General features: G+C 53.4%; 16 protein-coding genes. 9 read left to right on the top strand and 7 right to left on the bottom strand.

The window, feature by feature from the left end; translation table 11 throughout:
* Positions 1-3: 3 nt before the first annotated feature.
* Together KSS91_RS14520 and KSS91_RS14515 are read right to left on the bottom strand one after the other, a co-directional pair.
* Positions 4-207 carry a hypothetical protein gene (locus KSS91_RS14520; protein WP_217835158.1) on the bottom strand — a complete coding sequence of 68 codons (204 nt, stop codon included), beginning with the start codon at positions 205-207 and terminating at the stop codon, positions 4-6.
* Between the two features lie 3 nt (positions 208-210).
* Positions 211-1,278, bottom strand: coding sequence for a DNA-binding protein (locus KSS91_RS14515; RefSeq protein WP_217835157.1), 1,068 nt, complete (start codon positions 1,276-1,278; stop codon positions 211-213).
* A gap of 196 nt (positions 1,279-1,474) precedes the next feature.
* Here KSS91_RS14515 and KSS91_RS14510 point away from each other — a divergent pair, with 196 nt between their 5' ends.
* From KSS91_RS14510 to KSS91_RS14500, 3 genes are all read left to right on the top strand, one after another.
* The gene (locus tag KSS91_RS14510; RefSeq protein WP_217835156.1) at positions 1,475-2,419 is read left to right on the top strand and encodes a tyrosine-type recombinase/integrase; all 945 of its coding nucleotides are present in this window, start codon (positions 1,475-1,477) and stop codon (positions 2,417-2,419) included.
* Between the two features lie 352 nt (positions 2,420-2,771).
* A complete protein-coding gene (locus KSS91_RS14505; RefSeq protein WP_217835155.1) occupies positions 2,772-2,993 on the top strand; it encodes an AbrB/MazE/SpoVT family DNA-binding domain-containing protein in 222 nt (73 codons plus the stop codon).
* Positions 2,993-3,400, top strand: a complete 408-nt coding sequence (locus tag KSS91_RS14500; RefSeq protein WP_217835154.1) for a hypothetical protein — start codon at positions 2,993-2,995, stop codon at positions 3,398-3,400. The genes KSS91_RS14505 and KSS91_RS14500 overlap by 1 nt, the downstream gene beginning before the upstream one ends.
* An 85-nt stretch (positions 3,401-3,485) precedes the next feature.
* On the opposite strand, the gene KSS91_RS14495 is transcribed toward KSS91_RS14500, so the two are convergent.
* On the bottom strand, positions 3,486-3,947 hold the full coding sequence (locus KSS91_RS14495) for an Xre family toxin-antitoxin system antitoxin (protein ID WP_217835153.1): 462 nt from the start codon (positions 3,945-3,947) through the stop codon (positions 3,486-3,488).
* A gap of 439 nt (positions 3,948-4,386) precedes the next feature.
* Between KSS91_RS14495 and KSS91_RS14490 the strand changes: the two genes are divergently transcribed.
* The gene (locus tag KSS91_RS14490; RefSeq protein WP_217835152.1) at positions 4,387-5,274 is read left to right on the top strand and encodes a Fic family protein; all 888 of its coding nucleotides are present in this window, start codon (positions 4,387-4,389) and stop codon (positions 5,272-5,274) included.
* 83 nt (positions 5,275-5,357) lie between these two features.
* Here the strand turns inward: KSS91_RS14490 and KSS91_RS14485 are convergent, their stop codons facing one another.
* Positions 5,358-5,975 carry a hypothetical protein gene (locus KSS91_RS14485; protein ID WP_217835151.1) on the bottom strand — a complete coding sequence of 206 codons (618 nt, stop codon included), beginning with the start codon at positions 5,973-5,975 and terminating at the stop codon, positions 5,358-5,360.
* A 462-nt stretch (positions 5,976-6,437) separates the two neighbouring features.
* On the opposite strand from KSS91_RS14485, the gene KSS91_RS14480 reads away from it, so the two are divergent.
* The 5 genes from KSS91_RS14480 (at position 6,438) to KSS91_RS14460 (ending at position 14,656) form a co-directional block, all read left to right on the top strand.
* Positions 6,438-6,665, top strand: coding sequence for an AbrB/MazE/SpoVT family DNA-binding domain-containing protein (locus KSS91_RS14480; protein ID WP_225923683.1), 228 nt, complete (start codon positions 6,438-6,440; stop codon positions 6,663-6,665).
* A 578-nt stretch (positions 6,666-7,243) separates the two neighbouring features.
* Positions 7,244-9,661, top strand: coding sequence for a tellurite resistance TerB family protein (locus KSS91_RS14475; RefSeq protein WP_154860029.1), 2,418 nt, complete (start codon positions 7,244-7,246; stop codon positions 9,659-9,661).
* Entirely contained in the window at positions 9,658-10,953 is a 1,296-nt protein-coding gene (locus KSS91_RS14470) for an ATP-binding protein (protein WP_110746292.1), read from the top strand. The genes KSS91_RS14475 and KSS91_RS14470 overlap by 4 nt, the downstream gene beginning before the upstream one ends.
* The gene (locus KSS91_RS14465) at positions 10,928-13,171 is read left to right on the top strand and encodes a DEAD/DEAH box helicase (protein WP_217835149.1); all 2,244 of its coding nucleotides are present in this window, start codon (positions 10,928-10,930) and stop codon (positions 13,169-13,171) included. The genes KSS91_RS14470 and KSS91_RS14465 overlap by 26 nt, the downstream gene beginning before the upstream one ends.
* Positions 13,172-13,498: 327 nt before the next feature.
* Complete coding sequence (locus KSS91_RS14460; RefSeq protein ID WP_217835148.1) at positions 13,499-14,656, top strand: phospholipase D family protein; 1,158 nt, start codon at positions 13,499-13,501, stop codon at positions 14,654-14,656.
* A gap of 469 nt (positions 14,657-15,125) precedes the next feature.
* Here KSS91_RS14460 and KSS91_RS14455 read toward each other — a convergent pair whose 3' ends face one another.
* Genes KSS91_RS14455 through KSS91_RS14445 form a run of 3 tightly spaced genes read right to left on the bottom strand, consistent with a single transcriptional unit; the run spans position 15,126 to position 18,517 of the window.
* Positions 15,126-16,175, bottom strand: a complete 1,050-nt coding sequence (locus KSS91_RS14455; RefSeq protein ID WP_154860026.1) for a hypothetical protein — start codon at positions 16,173-16,175, stop codon at positions 15,126-15,128.
* Positions 16,175-17,710 carry a hypothetical protein gene (locus KSS91_RS14450; protein WP_217835147.1) on the bottom strand — a complete coding sequence of 512 codons (1,536 nt, stop codon included), beginning with the start codon at positions 17,708-17,710 and terminating at the stop codon, positions 16,175-16,177. The genes KSS91_RS14455 and KSS91_RS14450 overlap by 1 nt, the downstream gene beginning before the upstream one ends.
* Positions 17,711-18,517: a hypothetical protein gene (locus KSS91_RS14445; RefSeq protein WP_154860024.1), complete on the bottom strand. Its 807-nt coding sequence runs from the start codon at positions 18,515-18,517 to the stop codon at positions 17,711-17,713.
* Positions 18,518-18,526 lie beyond the last annotated feature (9 nt).

Here is an 18,526-nt window from a genome sequence, read left to right as displayed (position 1 = left end):
CTCTCAATCTCTTCCGGCTCTTCGATATGCCGATGGGACGGACAGCTGTTGATACAGTGTGCTGGCGCCATCCAGCTTTATAATCGGAATCAGGGCGGCGAATGGCTCAACCCTTTCTAAGAGCAGTTGGGAAAGACGCTGATGAGCAAATTTCCAACCTGACGTGCCTTCATTATGGCTACGCGGATCTCCTGTGATCTGATCCATGGATCATCTCCTCGGTCGTTTCGAAGGCTTGGCGTGCCCTGCAATTTGCTTATCCTCTGCCCCTGAAGAGGCATCGCTACCCTCCTCCGAGGATTCATCAATCTCAGCCTGCCGCAGTTGCTCATTCTCTTTTTGAAGCGACGCTACCAGCGCCACCGTTTCTTGCTCTCGCAGATCGGTTACAGCGGCGGCCTTGTGGAGTGCCTTTACCTCATCACGCAGAGCTGAGATTTGCTCCATGAGGTGTTCAGTCACCCCAGCTGACTTGGCCTCACCATGGCGTAGTGCCTGAATTTGGGTGTTGAGAGACTGAATCAAGGCTTCTTGCGTGTGCAGGGCTTTGGTTCGCTGCCTGGCCTCACCGAGCAGGCGTTCATTGTCACGATTCAGTCGCGTCAAATCTTCCTGTTTGACGGCGATGGTCTCCCGCAACTTGCGCTGCTCAACTTGCATCTCATGCAGTTGAGACTCGTGCTTGCGTTGATCCTGATCCCGCTGTTCCTTCGCCGCTTCCCGATAGTGCTCGAGCGCCCCACGGGCCTGAACGTGCTTTTCCTCCAGCGATTGGATGTGCTTGTCCTTCTCTGCGACCAGCGACTCAAGGACGGTACAGCGCTGACTGAATCCCGCGTTACGGGTCAGCTCAGCCTGGAGTGAGGAATGGGTGATTGCAAACTCAGCGTTCTGCGTCTCTATCGCGACCTGTTGGGTGGCCGAATTACGTTGAGCGGTAGCCAGCTCCGATCTGAGCTCGATGATCTGGTTTTCCAGCGAGGCCCGCTGCAAGTCAAAAGCTGCGGTTGCCTGAGAGATTACTTCCTGGCCCTCCTCCATAAGCTGATCTAGCAGTGTTTGCACCATGCCGTTGAGTGTATCGCCCATACGCTCACGTGATGCCACGGGCTCTGGGTTGGAGGGCTCAAGCTCTTTCAGGTACCGCGAAATCGTCGTCTTGGAGCCCGTATTTCCGAGCTCTACGCGCACTGCGTCGATGCTTGGGTTGACTCCTCTGGCAAGCAGCGCCTGACGCGCTTCTTGCACGACAGCTTTATTGATTCCGCCTCGGGCCATGGGAGTCTCCTACGATTTCGTACCGTGTTACATGTCATGTACATACATAACATTTTATAGAGATTTTACGCCGTTTGATCTTGATTTACTAGAAGCCCATAATGGTGCTTTATGGCTTCTTGACTCTTTTTGGCGCCCGGAAAACCTCCGAGAGGCGTATGCAGGCGCAAACGCTCTAATTTTGAAGGCAAATACGATGGAAAAGGCAGATCGGTACCTCAGCGCCGGCACCCGGGAGAACACCCGAAAAAGCTATCGGGCGGCGATCGAGCATTTTGAGGTGACTTGGGGCGGATACCTGCCCACGACCGGCGTGGGCGTCGTTCGCTACCTGGCGGAGTACGCCGACAAGCTCTCCATCAACACGCTGAAGCAGCGCCTTGCAGCCCTTGCGCAATGGCATATCACTCAGGGTTTCCCTGATCCGACCAAGACGCCTGACGTTCGCCAGATGATAAAAGGCATCAGGGTGGTGCACCCCGCACAAGTCAAACAGGCCGCCCCATTGCTGCTGAAGCACTTGGAGCAGGCGGTGACATGGCTTGAAAGGGAAGCTGCAGCTTCCCTTGAACGCGGAGATTACAAATCGTTGGTACGTCACCGTCGCTCAGTGGCGATCATCTTGATCGGGTTCTGGCGTGGCTTTCGGGGCGATGAGTTGGCAAGGCTGACGGTGGAGAACACGAAAGCAATAAACGGTGAAGGGATTACATTTTTCCTGCCCTATACCAAGGGTGACCGCCAGCATGAAGGAACTTCCTTCCAAACGCCGGCGCTCGCCATGCTCTGCCCCGTAGAGGCCTACATCAACTGGATAACAGTAGCCGGGATCGCGAAAGGCCCGGTGTTCCAGAGGATTGATCGTTGGGGCAATCTGTCAGGCAAAGGCATGCAGCCGCATAGCCTGATCCCGGTGCTGCGCCGCATTTTCAATGAGGCAGGATTGCCAGCGGAGCTGTATAGCAGCCACTCGATGCGGCGCGGCTTTGCAACCTGGGCGTCCGCCAACGGGTGGGACATCAAAGGGCTGATGAGCTATGTGGGCTGGAAGGACATGAAGTCGGCGTTGCGATATGTCGACTCCGGTATGTCGTTCGGAGGGCTTGCCGCCCGGGCTAGCGTACAGTTGGAGAGGCCGTGATTTATCCCCGCTCACGCATGCCGAGGTTAGTGATGTCAGCTGTAGGCTTGATCTGTAGCCATGGGAATACTTAAAGAATTGAGCACTGACAGTAGGGCCAAGCGTGCTTTAAGATCTAGTACTAAGTGACCGCAAGCTGGGCCCCGGGGCCCGAAATCACGATTTTCTAGATAGTTTCAGTCCTCCTGCCCTGTAGTCCGTCTCATCCATCCAAGCAGCGCAAAGGAGCGGATCCTGTCGACCTATTGAGTGCCCGGTAGCATGAGCAGCTCGAGCGTCTGTTCGCCGCGCTCTAAGCCTACATTCAAAATGCGCGTTAACATTGCCGACATACAAGCAATGGAGACCACGCGTGAAAAAGCCACCTATGAAAATCATCATCGAAGAATGGGATGGCGACGGGGCAATTCGAATTCCTGATGAGGCGTTGCAGGAGCTCGAACTGGATGTCGGCGACGCTGTGTACTTGATAAAGGAATTTGTCGGCAACATACGCTGCCTTGTTCTATTGAAAAAACCTCACATTGCGGATCGAATAGACGAACTCACTGAGGCCTGGAATGGCGGAAAATAATGATGAACGACGCGAATCGTCTATGGCAACGCGAGCGCAAACGGCGCGACGCTTTATGGGATTTAGAAAGGCTGCAGCCTGGATCTGATCGAGCGATTCAGTACCTGGCGATTCTTGATGAAATTGAGCGCGAAGATCGAGATGACCCCATTGGTGATGCCGTCGCCATGTCGGTTGAGGAGCTACAAGAACGCGTACCAGAAACCGAAATCGTGGGAGTCAGCGGATCCCACTTCGTAGTCGTGCTTGACGAACACATACCAGAACCTTGGAAGACGCGTTTCGAAGAAGCGAGCTTCGGATCTACTCGATTACGGCAAGGCTGCTATGCGGGTGATTGGCGCCGTTTTTTACGACTATGGACAGCCGAGATGCAGCACCTCGTGGCGCATAGAGAGATGCGTTAGAGCTTGATTGGGTGATTCGTAAGTATCAGGATTGTCAGAGTGTGCCAAGGGGCTGGCACCGATCAAATAGTCCATCAGACGGGTCTCACACAAGCACTCCCCTCTCCAGTCGGCCGATAACATCGAAGACAGCCTTCGTTTCCACCCTCGTCCTCAGCATGTCGATTGGACGCTTCGACCCGAGCCCTCGAACCGGCGAGCTCATCCATTCCGTTGCTGCGGTCTTATCGTTTTCGAAGAGAGAAAGCGCTTCGTCAAACAGAACTACCAATGCAACCAAGCGGTCGCTTTCTACGGTGTCGAACCGCCCTGCTTTCTCCCTACGGGCCATCGTTGTGGGAGACATGCAAATAGCTTTGGAGACAACCCCTCGCGGCACCTGCAGAAAGCTTGCTATCCGCTCGAGGTATTCGAAAGGCAGTCCTTCGTGAACGAGGTCATGAAGCCTGGTGCCCCGTGACGGCAGACCGAGGGTCATCCAAATGCTCGGTGGGATCTGCGGCCCTGGTTGGTATTCCTTGATCGATGACAGCACTTTCATCTCCATCTGAAAAACCTACCACCAAGCCGGGCCGCAGGGCCCGAACCAGCGACATCTCCATTGCCCCGCTGCGTAGGTCTACAGACCCGAGAAGACGAGATGTCGATAGGTAGCGAAATCATCCTAGCCTTTCACGAAATGGTATCCACTCATAGCCTGTTTCGAGTCGACCGGAAACGAATATTGGGGGTTTTATCTCCTGCCCTCCATCAGGAGCATCCCTGGCCTGTTCAGCGTGCAACGAACTAGGATTTCGACATAGGACACCGGAACTTTGTGTACGCCGAGCGGAATTCGCTGAGCGCTTCCTGGCCGAAGCAACCACCGGAACTTCGTGAGCGGCCCGGTTTACGTGGCCCGCAGCCGGCCCAAATCGAATATCGACCCAAACTCATCGGTGATGGCGGATGATGAATGAAACAATATCCTTTTATAGATATCTCAGATGACCACTGATCAATGGCTTATTCCGCCCCTGCCCGATTCGATTCCTCCGTCGATACTGTCGAAAGCAGACGTGCTTGTAACGAAAACAGCTTTCCTTGCCGGCCTGCTCGCACCTGAAACTGCAGCATGCTTGAGCAGACAGCTGAAGATCTCTGACGCTGACTACTCGAGGATCATCGACGGGCACAACACTGACCTGGAGGTGCTAGAAGACGCAACCAACTTGGCTAGCACGCAGTCCACGTTGGGGGAAATCACCGAGCTTCGTCGACGTCTCATTGCGGCGCTAGCCCACCACTATCACCTTGTACAGACTCAACCGCTTGCTGATGGTAATGGGGCTATGGCGAGGCTGGTCGTTCATATGCATTTCGCTCAGATCGGATTGCATCCGCAGCTGTGGTCGTTATCTCGCGGTATAGCACGTAGGCAGGAGAAGTATCACGCTGCGCTCGGCATAAATGATGTCACGCAAGAGAGACAATTTGCTGGTGCTTTCCAGCGATCAGAGCAAGCCTCGCTCTCCTTCATTGAGCTCATGCTTGATGTCTGCCATGAAGAGGTGGACTACATGACTACCGCTCTGAGTCGTCACCAGCTTCGTAAGTCCGTTGCCCATGCGTACAGAATAAACTCGCGATTGACGGACGCAGGCGTCAGCCCAGAAACGATGCCGGCGCTCCTGGCGCTGTTAATCCAAGGCTCACTACCTCGCACCGAATTCGTAACCTTTACGGGTCTTCCGCCCGAAATAGCGAGCGACCAGCTCAACCGGCTGATCAACCTCGGCATCGTGATGAGCCCGCCATTCAACTTCCAAAGGCTCGAGGTAGGCTTACCGGCCTGGTTTGCCCAGGTTCTCCTTCCCGATTGTCATTTGGCATGAACTTGACGGTAAGCCGGGCTAATAGCCCGGAGGAGCGATAACGGTCATAGCCTCAATTAGGATTGCCGGGGTTATCCTAACGTTCAAACAAGCCCATGGTGTTTTAGTACCGCCAGCGGCACGCAGCTCACGTTACTCATGCTAGTAGTTTCCAGAACATCCAAAGGCTCACCTCCTGAGGCTTCCATCAAACTGTTAGCTAGCCAAACCGCGTCAAGCATGCTGAACGAATAGCACATGAACTCGAAGACAAGCTCTGCTCCACCGTCCTCAACTGTGTAGACGCCCACTAGCTCAGTTGTATCATTCATATCTGTTGGGAGCTCGACAGAATAGACCGTACTTTCGGATCCGTGACAACTGAATTTTCCGTCGGCGGTGTAACTCCAATCTCCGGATACTCTTTTATGATATTTGCGCTCAAACATACTGTCCCGTGCGGCTGGCGTTGGTACAAACCCTGCCAGATTTCCTACGGTAATGAGGACAGCATCGTAAAGACAGCGTGCGATCTCTTCAGCCACGGAGCTGGCGAAAACGATCGATACGATATCTAAATTTAGATTGACAGTATTCTCGTCCTGCCTGGAAACCTGACATGGGTATTGGTCGTTGTACTCACGATCGCGCCAGCATGTAAAATCGCGAGCTACGAGAAACATTCCTGACTGCCTTTCATCTTTACCCACAAACACCGCCATAAACCATGATTCTTAAAATCAAATCGGATGGTTTTGGGTCAATCTTTAACGTTGAAGAGAAATAATTTTCCGTAACAACGAATTTTGTTTAAGACGATTGCAACATAGCGCTTCTCCCGTGGCAGCGTGGTCGGGCCCAAGAACCCATAAAATTAAGACGTCTACCGTGCTTGCGGAGCTTGTCTTTGAATGGGAAGAACGGCTTGCCCATCTTCATAAACAGCTTCGCATCGTCTGAGCGAGCGATCACATAGCCATCATCGCTCAATGCCATCATGTGCTTATTCCGCACATATCGGCCGAATAGGGACACCTGAACTCTGCCAGTACGACGTATCTGATCCCGTCGATCTATTGAGTGCCTGGGGAGCGTGAACAGCTCCAACGCTTGCTCGCCGCGCTCCGAGCCTGTACACCATTGCCGACTCAAAGCAATGGAGACCACACGTGAGAAAGCCACCTATGAAAATCATGATCGAAGAATGGGATGGTGACGGTGCGATTCGAATTCCCGATGAAGCATTGCAGGAGCTGGAGCTCGATGTTGGCAACTCGGTGTATCTGATCGAGGAATTTGTCGGCAACACGCGATGCCTTGTCCTATCAAAAAAGCCTCAAATCGCGGATCGAATAGACGAGCTCACTGAAGCCTGGGGTAGCGGACAGCCTGGCAACGCCCAGGAGAAATGAGACAGCCGCAATGCGCTTCCTTGAAGCGGTCAGGCAGACACAATTGCGGAGTGAGTCGCTCGGGCCACATAACCTGAAGACGTGATGCTGAGCCGGGCTTAAGCCCGAAGGAGCGACAGCCATTGACGTTTTAGTACCCAGCAGTAAGAGCTCTGGCCTTGGCTTTATAGTCGACTATAGAGCGATTATAGAATCGCATCTTCAGCAAGCCTCCTCAGCACCAACCTCCACTTCTATCTGGTGTGAGCCCATCAGGTGAGCGACGTAGAAGCTCGCTGATCCGTCGTACCTTTCGGCCCGCGCTCAAGGAGTTGATGGGGAGTGATGAGTAGTGTTGATGTCTTGCAATTCGGACTATTTTTTCGAGAGATCAGAACTGCGGACGTGAGCGTTCTCAGTGGTTATGAGCTATAGCTCGATCAGTGCGTATATGCGACCAGCATCATGGGCGGTGTTTTTGGCGTCCATCTAGAAGGCATTTTTCCGATCAATAGCTCTGCGAGCCCCATGGCTCAAGCCATTTAATTGTCGGATACTGCCATTGCGCCAGCCCCCATCTTTCAAGGTTGAAATGACTCATGGCAAGGAAGAAGGCAAAAAACTCCAGCGGCACCGGCATCCTGATTATTATTGCACTGGCTTTTGGTGCACTCGCTTCGATCCCGAAGAACGCCTGGATCGCTGTTGGCATCGTCGCGTGCATCGGCGCCATTATGTGGTTTTTAGCCACTCGCACTAAACGACAGCTTGAACAGCTGCAAAAGTCTGCTTCAGTGACAACGCACCTGCGGGAGGCGCGAAGCAAAGACGTAACCTTCTCCATGCATGAGGTGTCGTTGAGCAATATGTCTGAAGAAACTTCCGAATTTTATACCGTCCAACTCGGCTCCCCCCCTTCCCCTTCCTTTAAGATTCCAGATGCAAGCAAACAAAAATCCGATACTCGCTGGGTGCCGGCGGGCGAATCGGTCACTGTGTCTGGTTTTTCACTTCCCGGCGGAATGCTCTATGTAGGAAGTGCGTTGGGTCGATACGATTCGCAAGAGCCGTCACTGATCAATCCCAAACTGCGGATAGCCAAGTCGTACGTCGACATCGAAGAGCGGTTGATGTCCTATTGGCCGAGTTTTCACTCCATCTCGCCAGAGGCTCGGCGCGGATACCTGCAGTGGCTAGAGGGCGGACGTAGTGATCCGCTGGCAGACACCGGCTATGTCTTTTTGTTTTTCTATGGCCTTGAGCGCCGGGCTCTCGTTGATGCTGTAAGCGATCCGCAGTTGAAGGCTGAGATTCCTCTGATCGTCAAAGAAGTCCAACGACTGCTGAGTATCTATGGGGACAACAGGTCATTCAGGGGATATGCAGAAGGCTTTCTGGATTACCTGAGTAACACCACGGTTGATCCAAATCTTTACCTTGGCCCGCCTCCTAAGGTTGCTGCTTACAGCTACGAAATGCCACTGCCGCTGCGCATAGGTTTGGGGCAACACGCGTCCAACAAGCGACCACTCGGCGCCGATTGGGCATTGGCATGGGCACTCGCCGACCCCAACATCAGCAAGCGCACCCCGGTGACACGCTGTAAAGAAGTCTTTTCAAGGCTGTTCAAGCTGAAATACGAAAGCTCCCACCCTGCCGGTCTCATCCTGGCGCAGAACAAGACCAAGCTTAAAACCAGCTATCGCGCAGCCTCTGCTGTGCTAATGGCCCCCTCGCTTAGCCTGGGTGATATTCCTGATGTCATGGCCACTTCGGGAACACGTAAAATCCTGCAATTGCTGGTGGAGCTTTGCACTAGTGAGCTTGAACCCTTTAGCCGTTATCTAGGCCGAAACCCTGAGAGCGCAGAAGCCCTTGAGGGTCTGTTACAACTTCCGGTCACCCTTTGGCCAACCGTAGCCCGTACGGAGCTGGATGAGCTTCAAACCAAAATCGGTGACGATCTGATTGTCATGAGCTTTGGCGAACTCGCGGGTCGATTCAAGAGCGCTGGTGCACTGTCTCGTGACAAGGTTCTCGCCCTTGCCCGTGCACTGGAATCGCTTCATATCGGCATGGAGCCCGATGTGCTCGCTGGCAGTAGGACTCCGAAAGCTGAAGATCGTATCGCGTTGTTCGTAACCCACCCCGAAGACGGAACATTGCGGGCCTCAGCAGCCTACAACGCGGCCTCAGTCACACTTGATCTGGCCAGTGCAGTCGCATCTGCGGATGGCGACACCTCCAATGAAGAGGTCACATTACTTGCTCAGCACATCGACTCCTGGAGTCACTTGAGTGTTGCCCATCGCAAACGTCTCAAGGCGCACCTGCAAATCCAGATCCAGCAACCACCAACGCTTGCAAGCCTGAAGAAAAAGCTCGACCCATTAACTGTCGAAGCCAAGCGCACGATTGCCAGCTTCCTGGCTCACCTGGCGCAAGCCGATGGCATCGTCAGTCCATCGGAAGTGAAGCTTCTTGAGCGAGTTTACAAGGCGCTGCAACTGGATAGTCAGTTGCTGTACAGCGATCTTCACTTGGCTGCATCCGGAACGAATATTACCCCTGCGAAACCTGCAACAAGCTCCTCTCTATCCGAGCCCGGAATAGTGTCAGCTGCCAGTGCGAAGCAGGGCTTCGTGCTCGATCACGAGCGAATTGCTGAGTTGCAACGTGAAACGGCAGAAGTCTCGGCCCTCCTCGCCCAGGTATTCACTGACGACCAGGTTGATGAACCGGAAGAGTCATTTGAGGCTGTGGAATCGGCGACAGAAACGAGCGCTGACGTTGCCGGCCTCGATCTGGAGCATTCTGCGTTCCTGCGCTTGTTAATCTCGCGTGCCGAATGGAGCCGATCCGAACTTGAAGCCGCCGCCAGCGACATGGAACTGATGCTCGATGGTGCTCTGGAGCAAATCAACGACATGGCTTTTGAACGTTTCGACATGCCCGTCACCGAAGGTGATGATCCCATCGAGATCAATACAGACATTCTGGAAGAGTTAGCCCTATGAGCACTATCAGAGCCAAGGATCGCGACGCGGTCATCCAATCATTGCGTGCTGGCGTTGTTCCTCGCGTCGGTCAACACTTGATTCAGGTCGGCCGGGTGGGCGAGCTCGATGCACTGATCAAAGACGTCAATCGCCTCGTCGAAAGCGGATCGGCATTTCGAGTAGTGATTGGCGAATACGGTGCAGGCAAGACGTTCTTTCTGAACTTGGTTCGAGCCATTGCCATGGAGCGAAAACTCGTAACCATGCACGCTGACTTAAACCCAGATCGCAGGCTGCATGCCACCGGCGGCCAGGCACGCTCGCTTTACTCCGAGCTGGCCAAGAACATGTCTACACGCACGAAGCCTGACGGTGGGGCCATGCAAGGTATTGTTGAGAAGTTTATCTCGCAGGCCAAAACCGAAGCCAAGGCGGCAGGAACAGACAGTGAAACTGTCATCCGAGCACACTTGGCTGAGTTGACCGAGATGGTCAACGGCTATGATTTCGCCGAAGTGATCGCTGCGTATTGCCGAGGTTTCGAGGAAGGCAACGAGCAACTTAAGGCTGATGCGATTCGTTGGTTGCGTGGCGAGTTCACCACCAAGACTGATGCCCGAGCGGCCCTGGGTGTACGAACCATCATTGATGATGCCTCCGTCTACGATCAGCTCAAGCTGCTATCGAGATTCGTCAGGCTCGCAGGTTTCGGCGGTCTGATGATCTGCCTTGACGAACTGGTCAACCTCTACAAATTGGCCAACACACAGGCACGCAATGCCAACTATGAACAGATCCTGCGCATCCTTAATGACTCACTGCAGGGATCCGCTGAGGGGCTTGGATTTGTCCTGGGTGGCACCCCCGAGTTTTTGATGGACACTCGCCGAGGGCTGTTTAGCTACCCTGCCCTGCAATCGCGACTGGCCGAAAACTCGTTTGCCAAATCAGGACTGGTGGATCTTTCGGGGCCGGTCATACGCCTCACCAGCCTCACACCAGAAGACTTCTACGTGTTGCTTCAGAAGCTCCGTCACGTCTATGCCGGCGGCGATGCTGAAAAGTACTTACTGCCTGACGAAGCGCTTCCATTATTCATGGCGCACTGCAACCAGCGCCTGGGTGAAGCTTACTTCCGTACGCCGCGCACGACGATCACAGCCTTCATCAACCTGCTGGCTATTCTGGAGCAAAACCCTGGAGCAGATTGGCGCACCCTGCTTGGGGCTGTCGAGGTGGCGAAGGACTTGGGCGGTGACGAGGATACAAAAGTCGACGCGGACGATGAACTTGCCACCTTCACACTCTGAATCATCGGGCTTCGACCAGCTAGAATCCCGAATCCAGCGATGGATTTGGGCTGAAGGCTGGACGTCCTTGCGCGACGCCCAAGAAAGGGCTGTGCCTGTGCTGATCGATGCCGATCAGGATGTCATTATCGCCGCAGCAACCGCGGCGGGGAAAACCGAGGCCGCCTTCCTTCCCATACTCACCAATTTACTCAACATCAATGACCCGCCCGGTTCGGTGCTGTACATCAGCCCGCTCAAGGCCTTGATCAATGATCAATGGGACAGGTTAGGCCGACTCTGTGAGCAGCTTGAAATTCCTGTAGTGGCTTGGCATGGAGACATTTCATCGAGCAAAAAACATCGCTTCCTGAAGTCGCCTGAAGGGGTGCTACTGATCACTCCAGAATCGCTTGAGGCGCTGTTCGTCAATCGAGGCTCGAGTCTTGCCGGGGTGTTCCAGAATCTGCGCTATATCGTCGTGGACGAACTGCATGCGTTCATTGGAAGTGAGCGAGGCAAACAGCTTCAGTCCCTGATGCACCGTGTAGAGCTCGTTGCCGGGCGTCGACTCCCCAGGGTTGGGCTTTCGGCCACACTCGGCGATATGACGTTGGCGTCAGAGTTTCTGCGCTCAGGAGGCGTCGACGGGGTGACTGTCATTGAGTCCAAAAACTCAAACCAGACACTCCAGGTGCAAATTCGCGGCTACATCCAGCCGCCCATGAATGAGCTCAGAAAGGCTCCCGTCCAGCCTTCTAATGAGGAAGGCGATGAAGACGAAACGGAAAACAAAGCAAGCCCAGACTTCGCTATCGCTGATCATCTCTACAAGGTATTGCGCGGCAGCAATAATCTGATTTTCCCAAACAGTCGGCAGCAGGTTGAATGGTATGCAGACCAATTGCGTAGGCGCTGTGAGAATGATGGTTTGCCCAATGAGTTCTGGCCTCATCACGGCAGCCTTTCGAAAGAACTGCGGGAGCAAGCTGAGCATGCCCTCAAGGCAGGTAATCAGGCGGCATCGGCCATATGCACCACGACGCTTGAGCTTGGAATAGACATCGGCAGCATCAAGACAGTGGTGCAAATTGGCGCTCCACCATCGGTGGCGAGCTTGCGCCAGAGACTGGGCCGTTCGGGCAGACGCCCGGGGGAAAACGCGATCTTGCGCGTTTACTGCAAGGAGTCTCCACTCAAAGATGGATCGAGCATTTCAGATCAGCTGCGCCAGGGATTGGTTCAGACCATTGCCATGGTTCGTCTTTTAATTGGAGGGTGGTTTGAACCTCCCCGGGCTCAGGGTATTCATGCCTCCACTCTCGTTCAGCAATGCCTCTCCATAATTGCTCAGTGCGGTGGCGCTTCCGCTGCTGATCTTTGGAAAAGCCTTATCGCTGAAGGAGCATTCCAAAACGTCGAGAGGTCAGACTTCATCAAGCTGCTCAAGTCGCTAGGGGAGCATGAACTCATCGTTCAGGAAAGTTCCGGATTGTTGCTTCCAGGGACAGTTGGAGAGCGCCTGATCAACCACTATGAGTTCTACAGCGCATTCACCAGTGATGAGGAATTCCGACTGGTGTGCGACGGGAAAGCGCTTGGTTCAGTACCCGTAAGCCGGCCGCTGACCAAAGATCAACGCATTATCTTCGGAGGCCGGAGGTGGCAGGTTCGTGATGTTGATCTCCAAGCCAAAGTCATCATTGTTTCCGCCGCACGAGGTGGTGCCCCTCCTCAGTTCGATGGTCTGGGTGCGATGGTGCATGACAACGTGCGCCAAGAAATGCGAGCCGTCTTGGCAGATCCTGTCCCCTGCCCATTCATTGATCGCGATGCCCAAGCGTTGCTTGACGAAGCTCGCAAGACGTTTAACGCATTAGGCCTTGGTGAACGCTACGTCATTGAGTCCGGCGGTAAATGCTATCTAATCAGCTGGCTGGGTGATTACGCCAACGATGCACTGCGCCTGTTACTCAATCATGTAGGCCTTTCGTGTGACAACGCGGGCTTGGCGATTGAGGTTGACGCCAACATCCATCGGACACTGGCTGCACTCAAGGATGTAGGTGACCTGGACGCAAACAATCTCGATTCGATTCTCGCGGATGTAGAGAATATGCTGCGGGAAAAATGGGATTGGGCATTGCCGGAGGCGTTATTGATGAAGTCGTTTGCTTCAATATCACTGGATATCTCTACCGCAATCGGTTTCGCGCAGAATCTGACTTTGGCTAAGTAAATTGATAGGCCTTGAAAGTATGGAGACGAAAGCTTCCAGTACCCGAGTACCACTGGAGGTGGTGAACTTAAATCGTTCAAGTGCCTCACTGACCAAGGCGAAAAATTCGGGGTGAACAAGCCATCCATGGGCCAAGCGTTTAACACCGAAACCAATTTCTACGCGAAAGCATTTTTGAGCATGCTCCAGGTCGTCGTTGGTCAGCAGCAGCAAGAGGTTGCGGAGCTGGCCGTGGAGAGCCCGCACACTGCGACTGTATAGACCGCACCAAACCATCGGCATTTTTTATTACTTTCTGTGTTACCGCTCTCGCGCTTAGGACTGGCTATGGAACTCATACTGCTGCCTCAAAACTCGGGCACTACCCTTCGAGACATCTACAAACGTGCACTTCGCAAGTCGGTCGAGTTGTATATGGTTAGCGCCTATCTCACCCACTGGGACATTGAGGAGGAGCTAGGAGACCAATGCCAGTCATTCATGTTCATTGTCGGCAAGGATTTCGGGATCACTCGAAAGTCTGCATGTGAGAAGGTTCTCAAGTGGATTCCGCGCCATCGAAAGGCTCAATTCTTAGCAGCGGAGCTTATCGACGGCTTTCATCCCAAGGCACTGTACTGGCGTGAGCTGGACGGTGATTGCTATGCCTTGGTGGGTTCGTCCAACCTCTCCAAAGCAGCGTTCTCGACAAACCATGAAGCCAACGGGTACTCGAAAATTTCACACGAGGCATTCGCATCAGCCGCCGATTGGGTCTTGCGGCTATCGAAGTGTTGCGTGACCCTGGATCAAAATTGGTTGACGTTGTATCGCGAGGCAACCCAGCCTAAAGCACCTCCCAGATCGAACAAACGCGCATCTAAAGAGCAGGTGCTTGACCTGCAACTACCCTCCCCCAGTGAGCTGCCAGGGCTGAAAAAGATTTTGCGGGAGCGACGAGAACAGATGCGTCAGTTTCAGCAGACAAAGATCGCACTAGAGAGTCTGTTCAGGACGGCCGCTGCGACTCCTCGTTGGAGCGCTCAGCGCAATGAGGCATTTTACGATGGTCTGAATGCGCTCTGGTCTATCGGCAGAGGCAACCGTTTTCAGGGTTCTGGCTGGGAGCGTCGGGGCAAAGGTAGCGACTTTAGAGAGTTTGCGAGAAGTCTCATACGCGTCTTGGATGCTGAGAACATCAGTCGTGACGAGGTCGTGACCAGAGAGATAGATCGACTTGATGTCGTTGGGGTTTCGACCAGAGGCGCTCTCTTTTCAGAGATGCTGTGCCAATTCTTTCCTGCTAGTTACCATCTCATCGACCGCCCGATCTCCGACTGGTTGAGTGAGACCGGTGTTGCGCCTAGTGGTGGAACCGAAGGCAACAGGTACCTCCAGTCCGCTCGGCTGTTGCGCGTTGCGCTGCAGAGCACCGAGGACTATCCAGCCAAGAATCTCGCTGAACTCGACGTGATCATCTGGCTCGATAGGAACCGCGAGCACTAGTTGTAGTAACGGCAGCAGCTAGCCGGCCTAACTCGCATGCTACGTCAGCCACCGCAGTGCATCGTGCCCATAGGCATTCAATAGCCCTGGGCCAGGGGCTCACTGCGAAACTGCGAGAACTAGGTCGACTGGGTTCAAGTTCGATTCAATTACTCTTGAAGTAGTGGTAGTGCGGCAAGGGTTTCACTGTCGAATTCGAACAGGTCACTGCATACTGCCCAGCCCTGTCATCTGGTCAGTACCGGGTGCCGGTACGCGTCAGGGTGATTCCCGATTCGGTGTAGGCTGCAAAAGGTTGCCATCGCTCCACCTCCCGCATGTTTTCCCAGTGCGACTTGGCTTCACCAAGCCGAAGCCTAACTTCTGCGGCATATACCAGAAGGCCGCCCTGAAGATCCGGTACTATTCCAGAAACCTCCGTTAAGCTGGCATCATAGAGCACGGTACCTGGCGCATTCTACGCCCGCTCCTAACGTCTGACTTCAACCTTGTAGAACAGATTTTCTATCATTAAACGACGTCGATCGGACATCACCGCCCCCTGAATTTGACTCGACAAACGCACATAAAATTTACACTCTCGTTGATTGGCCAGATCGGAAATGGGGCGTGCTGCCTGAAGAAAGTCCTCGTATGTCCGAGTGGTATTTGTCATCAGTGCAGAGAAATTTGGAAGCGCTTCGGCATCAGTCTTACGGGTCGGGGGCCAGGCTGGCTCAAAACTCACTGAGTCTTCCTTCAGATATACCGTGAGGAACATCTCTGCCTTGCCTGCCTCATTTGCCCAGCACGGTGGTAGATCACCGCCTTTGCCCTTGTTGAGCCTGTTCTGCAGAAACTGAACCTGTCCTTTCAAATCACTGTTGGTTTTTTGCAGTGTTGCCGGATTAGTACCTTGCTTCTCGGCTTGTGCATAGGCTTCAGCATTCTTGACGATCTCCGAAATCTGCTCAGATGTGGGAATACCCTCTTGCCCTAACGCGGTCTTTAGCAACTGCTCGGTTGCTTGGAGAGCGCCAATTCGCTTGATAACGTCCGTTGGCTGAGCATCCTTTGCCTCGTCGGGATCGACCACCAGCTTTTTGAGCTGGTCATAGGACATCATCGTTTCTAAGATCAGTCGCTTAGCGTCCTCGCCCTTATTTTTACTACCCGCCTCCTGCAGAGCCTTATCGATAGCGGCTAGCGCCGTGAGTTGTTCATCTTTCTGAGTCAGAAGCACCTTGAGCCGTCCGGTTTCCTCTTTCGCTTTAGAGGCGTCGACGAGCTTCGAAATGATTTCGTCCGGATTTTTCACACCAAGGGAAGCCATGCGGGTTTTGAGTTCATCACTCGCAGACTTGATAGCTTGCTCACGCTCATCGAAATTTTGGAAAGTAGCAATCCTATCCGCCATCTCCTTATTTTTATGCGTGAGCTCCCAAACCTTGTAACCCATCAGGAGCAGCAGAATGAAGCATAAGATGATCCAGATTTCCGTAAGCGATAGCTGAAACACCTGATCATTTTTGGAACTCATCAGGCAGTTCTCACATCAGCTACTTCATCGAGTGCTGGCGCCGCATCGGGTAAAGGTTCGGTTTTTGGCGGTACGATGGCTTCGTTAACGGCAGATGGAAGCACATTGAGATTGTTGATGTGTTCGATCTTGTCTATCAGCTCGTCTAGCTGCGAGTGGGCAACCTCGACGGTTCGGTCGCTCTGATCCACACGTGCCACGAGAGATTTGTGCGTGTCATTGTTGGCCACGACCGCTTCGACTAGAGGCGTCAGCGTCGAACGGATACTTTCAGCAAGGGCCTCATTATTTTTAATACCTGCATCGTTGATGGCATTCAGCGCACGGCCCACCTCATGAGTGATACGGTCATTAGAGCTGTCGTCTCTCACGATCGTACTCAGCTCTTCTAGTTTCTCGACGATCTTGGCGATTATCTGGTGGTTAGCTTTCATGTCTTCCATGAAGTCTTCCCGCTGATCATCTAGAGACTCTAGGAACTCTTTCTGAGTACGTTCCACGCCTTCCATCGCGTCTTTGGTCTGCGACTTCATCGCGCCTACAAGTTGCTCTTGGCTCTCCACTATGGAGCCCACCGCAGCAACGGCTTCCCCTATTGACTCAGTTTTGGTGTTTAAGCCACGAATCGCGGTACCCACCATGCGAGCCGCTGTCTTAACATCGGTAGCCAGTGTCGAGACGCCTTCATTGAGGCTGTCTGTGGTACCAGATAGCGTTTCAATTGCCGGCTTGAGTTTTTGTGCAAAAAGGTCATCCGGGAACAAGGTCTGCTCTAGCCGCTCCTGCGCTTTTTTGCCGAAGTCGAGGGCATGATTTTCCATAAGATCGAGCGTTTGCTTACTCTTATCAGAAAGCCCATTGATGGTAGTGAGTAAGTCCGCGCTTGCGTCGCTGGCTTCCTTAAGGATGCGCTCGAAAGCTAGATTGCTTTGAGTAGTTGCGTTGGCAAAAAAAGCATCCATCGCATTGGTACTGTGCTTTGAGATGGCAGTTATCTGCTCATGTACGCTTTGCACCGCCTCCTTGGAAGCAGCCATGACTTGATCTCGGAAAACCTCAAGCTGTTGGCTGGCGGCATCAAAAGACATAGCAAGGTTTTCGGCAGACTGAATCGCACGTTCCTCGACACTCTTGACTGCATCATTGGTGTCTACCCTGAAGCCAGTGTGCAGCACCCTGGCCAGCATGCCAATTGCGGTACTCACCATCGCGGCCCCGAACCGTATGGCCATACCATTAAGACTGTCGCCAATAGAGTTAATGTCGAGCAGGCAGATGATGATGCTGGCAACAGTGAACAAAAAGCCTAGGTAGTACACCGAGTCCGCAAACTTGGCGAGGGTAAGCTGTGTATTCCATTTGTCTCGGACGCGAAAACCGATAGCCCAGTAAGTAAGCATTACCAGTAATGGCAGCACAAAACCAAGCAAGAAAGGATCGGCCGCTTTCAGGCTCGCCGCCGCAAGCACGATCTTCAGAGCTACCGCGATTATGAAGTAAGTCTTAACCTTCTTGAATAGCGACTGCAGATCCACTTAGAGCCCCTCCATAGGTTCGATAGCTTCGAGCGAAGCTCCATTGGCTTCAAAATACTCGGCCCAGAACTGGGTAAGCTTAGGGTAGGGAACTGTTTTCTGGTCGGCTGCCAACAGGTTGATCGTTACACTTGCGCCTTCAAGGCCAGGAGCGACGGAAAGGTGGCCATAGGGTGTTTTTCGGAATTCGGCATAGGCCGGCAACGCACCTTTGTACATGCTGAATTGGGGCATGTTGGCCATCATGTCGGAATAGACAATCAACTTTTTGTCGCCTTGGACGTTGCCGTGCTGGAATCCGTGAATGCCCGCTAACTGAAGGATTTCGAAGACTGGCGAGTTCTTACTCCGCTCCTCCAGTGAGATCTTGTGCACGACCGCATCGAGCGGCTTGGCAAATTTCTCATTGAAATCATGCGTGACGAATTTTTTCGAGGATGTGTACTTCTTATCCTCACCCCACTGACCAGGATTGCATTTCTCGAAAATAGGACTTTCGTTGAGCTTGTAGTCCTCGCCCAGTAGGAAGACAGACAGGAGGTAACCTTCCGGTATCTCGTTCAAGACCATGTTTTTAAGGCGTTGCGCCAATGCGGCTTTTTGCGTAAACGGGAACGGAGAGGTGTTGTCAATTAGCACAACATACTGCCCACGAGCCCCTTTGCTCGGGCACAGCGTGATCTTATCAATGGTTTCTTTGGTATAGGCGGCGTAGCCGAACCAACCCGCCGCAATTACAGCCAGGGTGAACAGGAGAAAGGCCCCCAGGCGCTTCCCGGTACTGCGCTCTTCTTCGTACAGTGACATGGTGTTTCC

It is taken from the genome of Pseudomonas azerbaijanorientalis (assembly GCF_019139795.1).
In the GTDB taxonomy this organism is placed as follows: Bacteria; Pseudomonadota; Gammaproteobacteria; order Pseudomonadales; family Pseudomonadaceae; genus Aquipseudomonas; species Aquipseudomonas laurylsulfatiphila.
The sequence above is the reverse complement of the archived record's forward strand: the minus strand, read 5'-3'. Positions and strand labels throughout refer to the sequence as shown.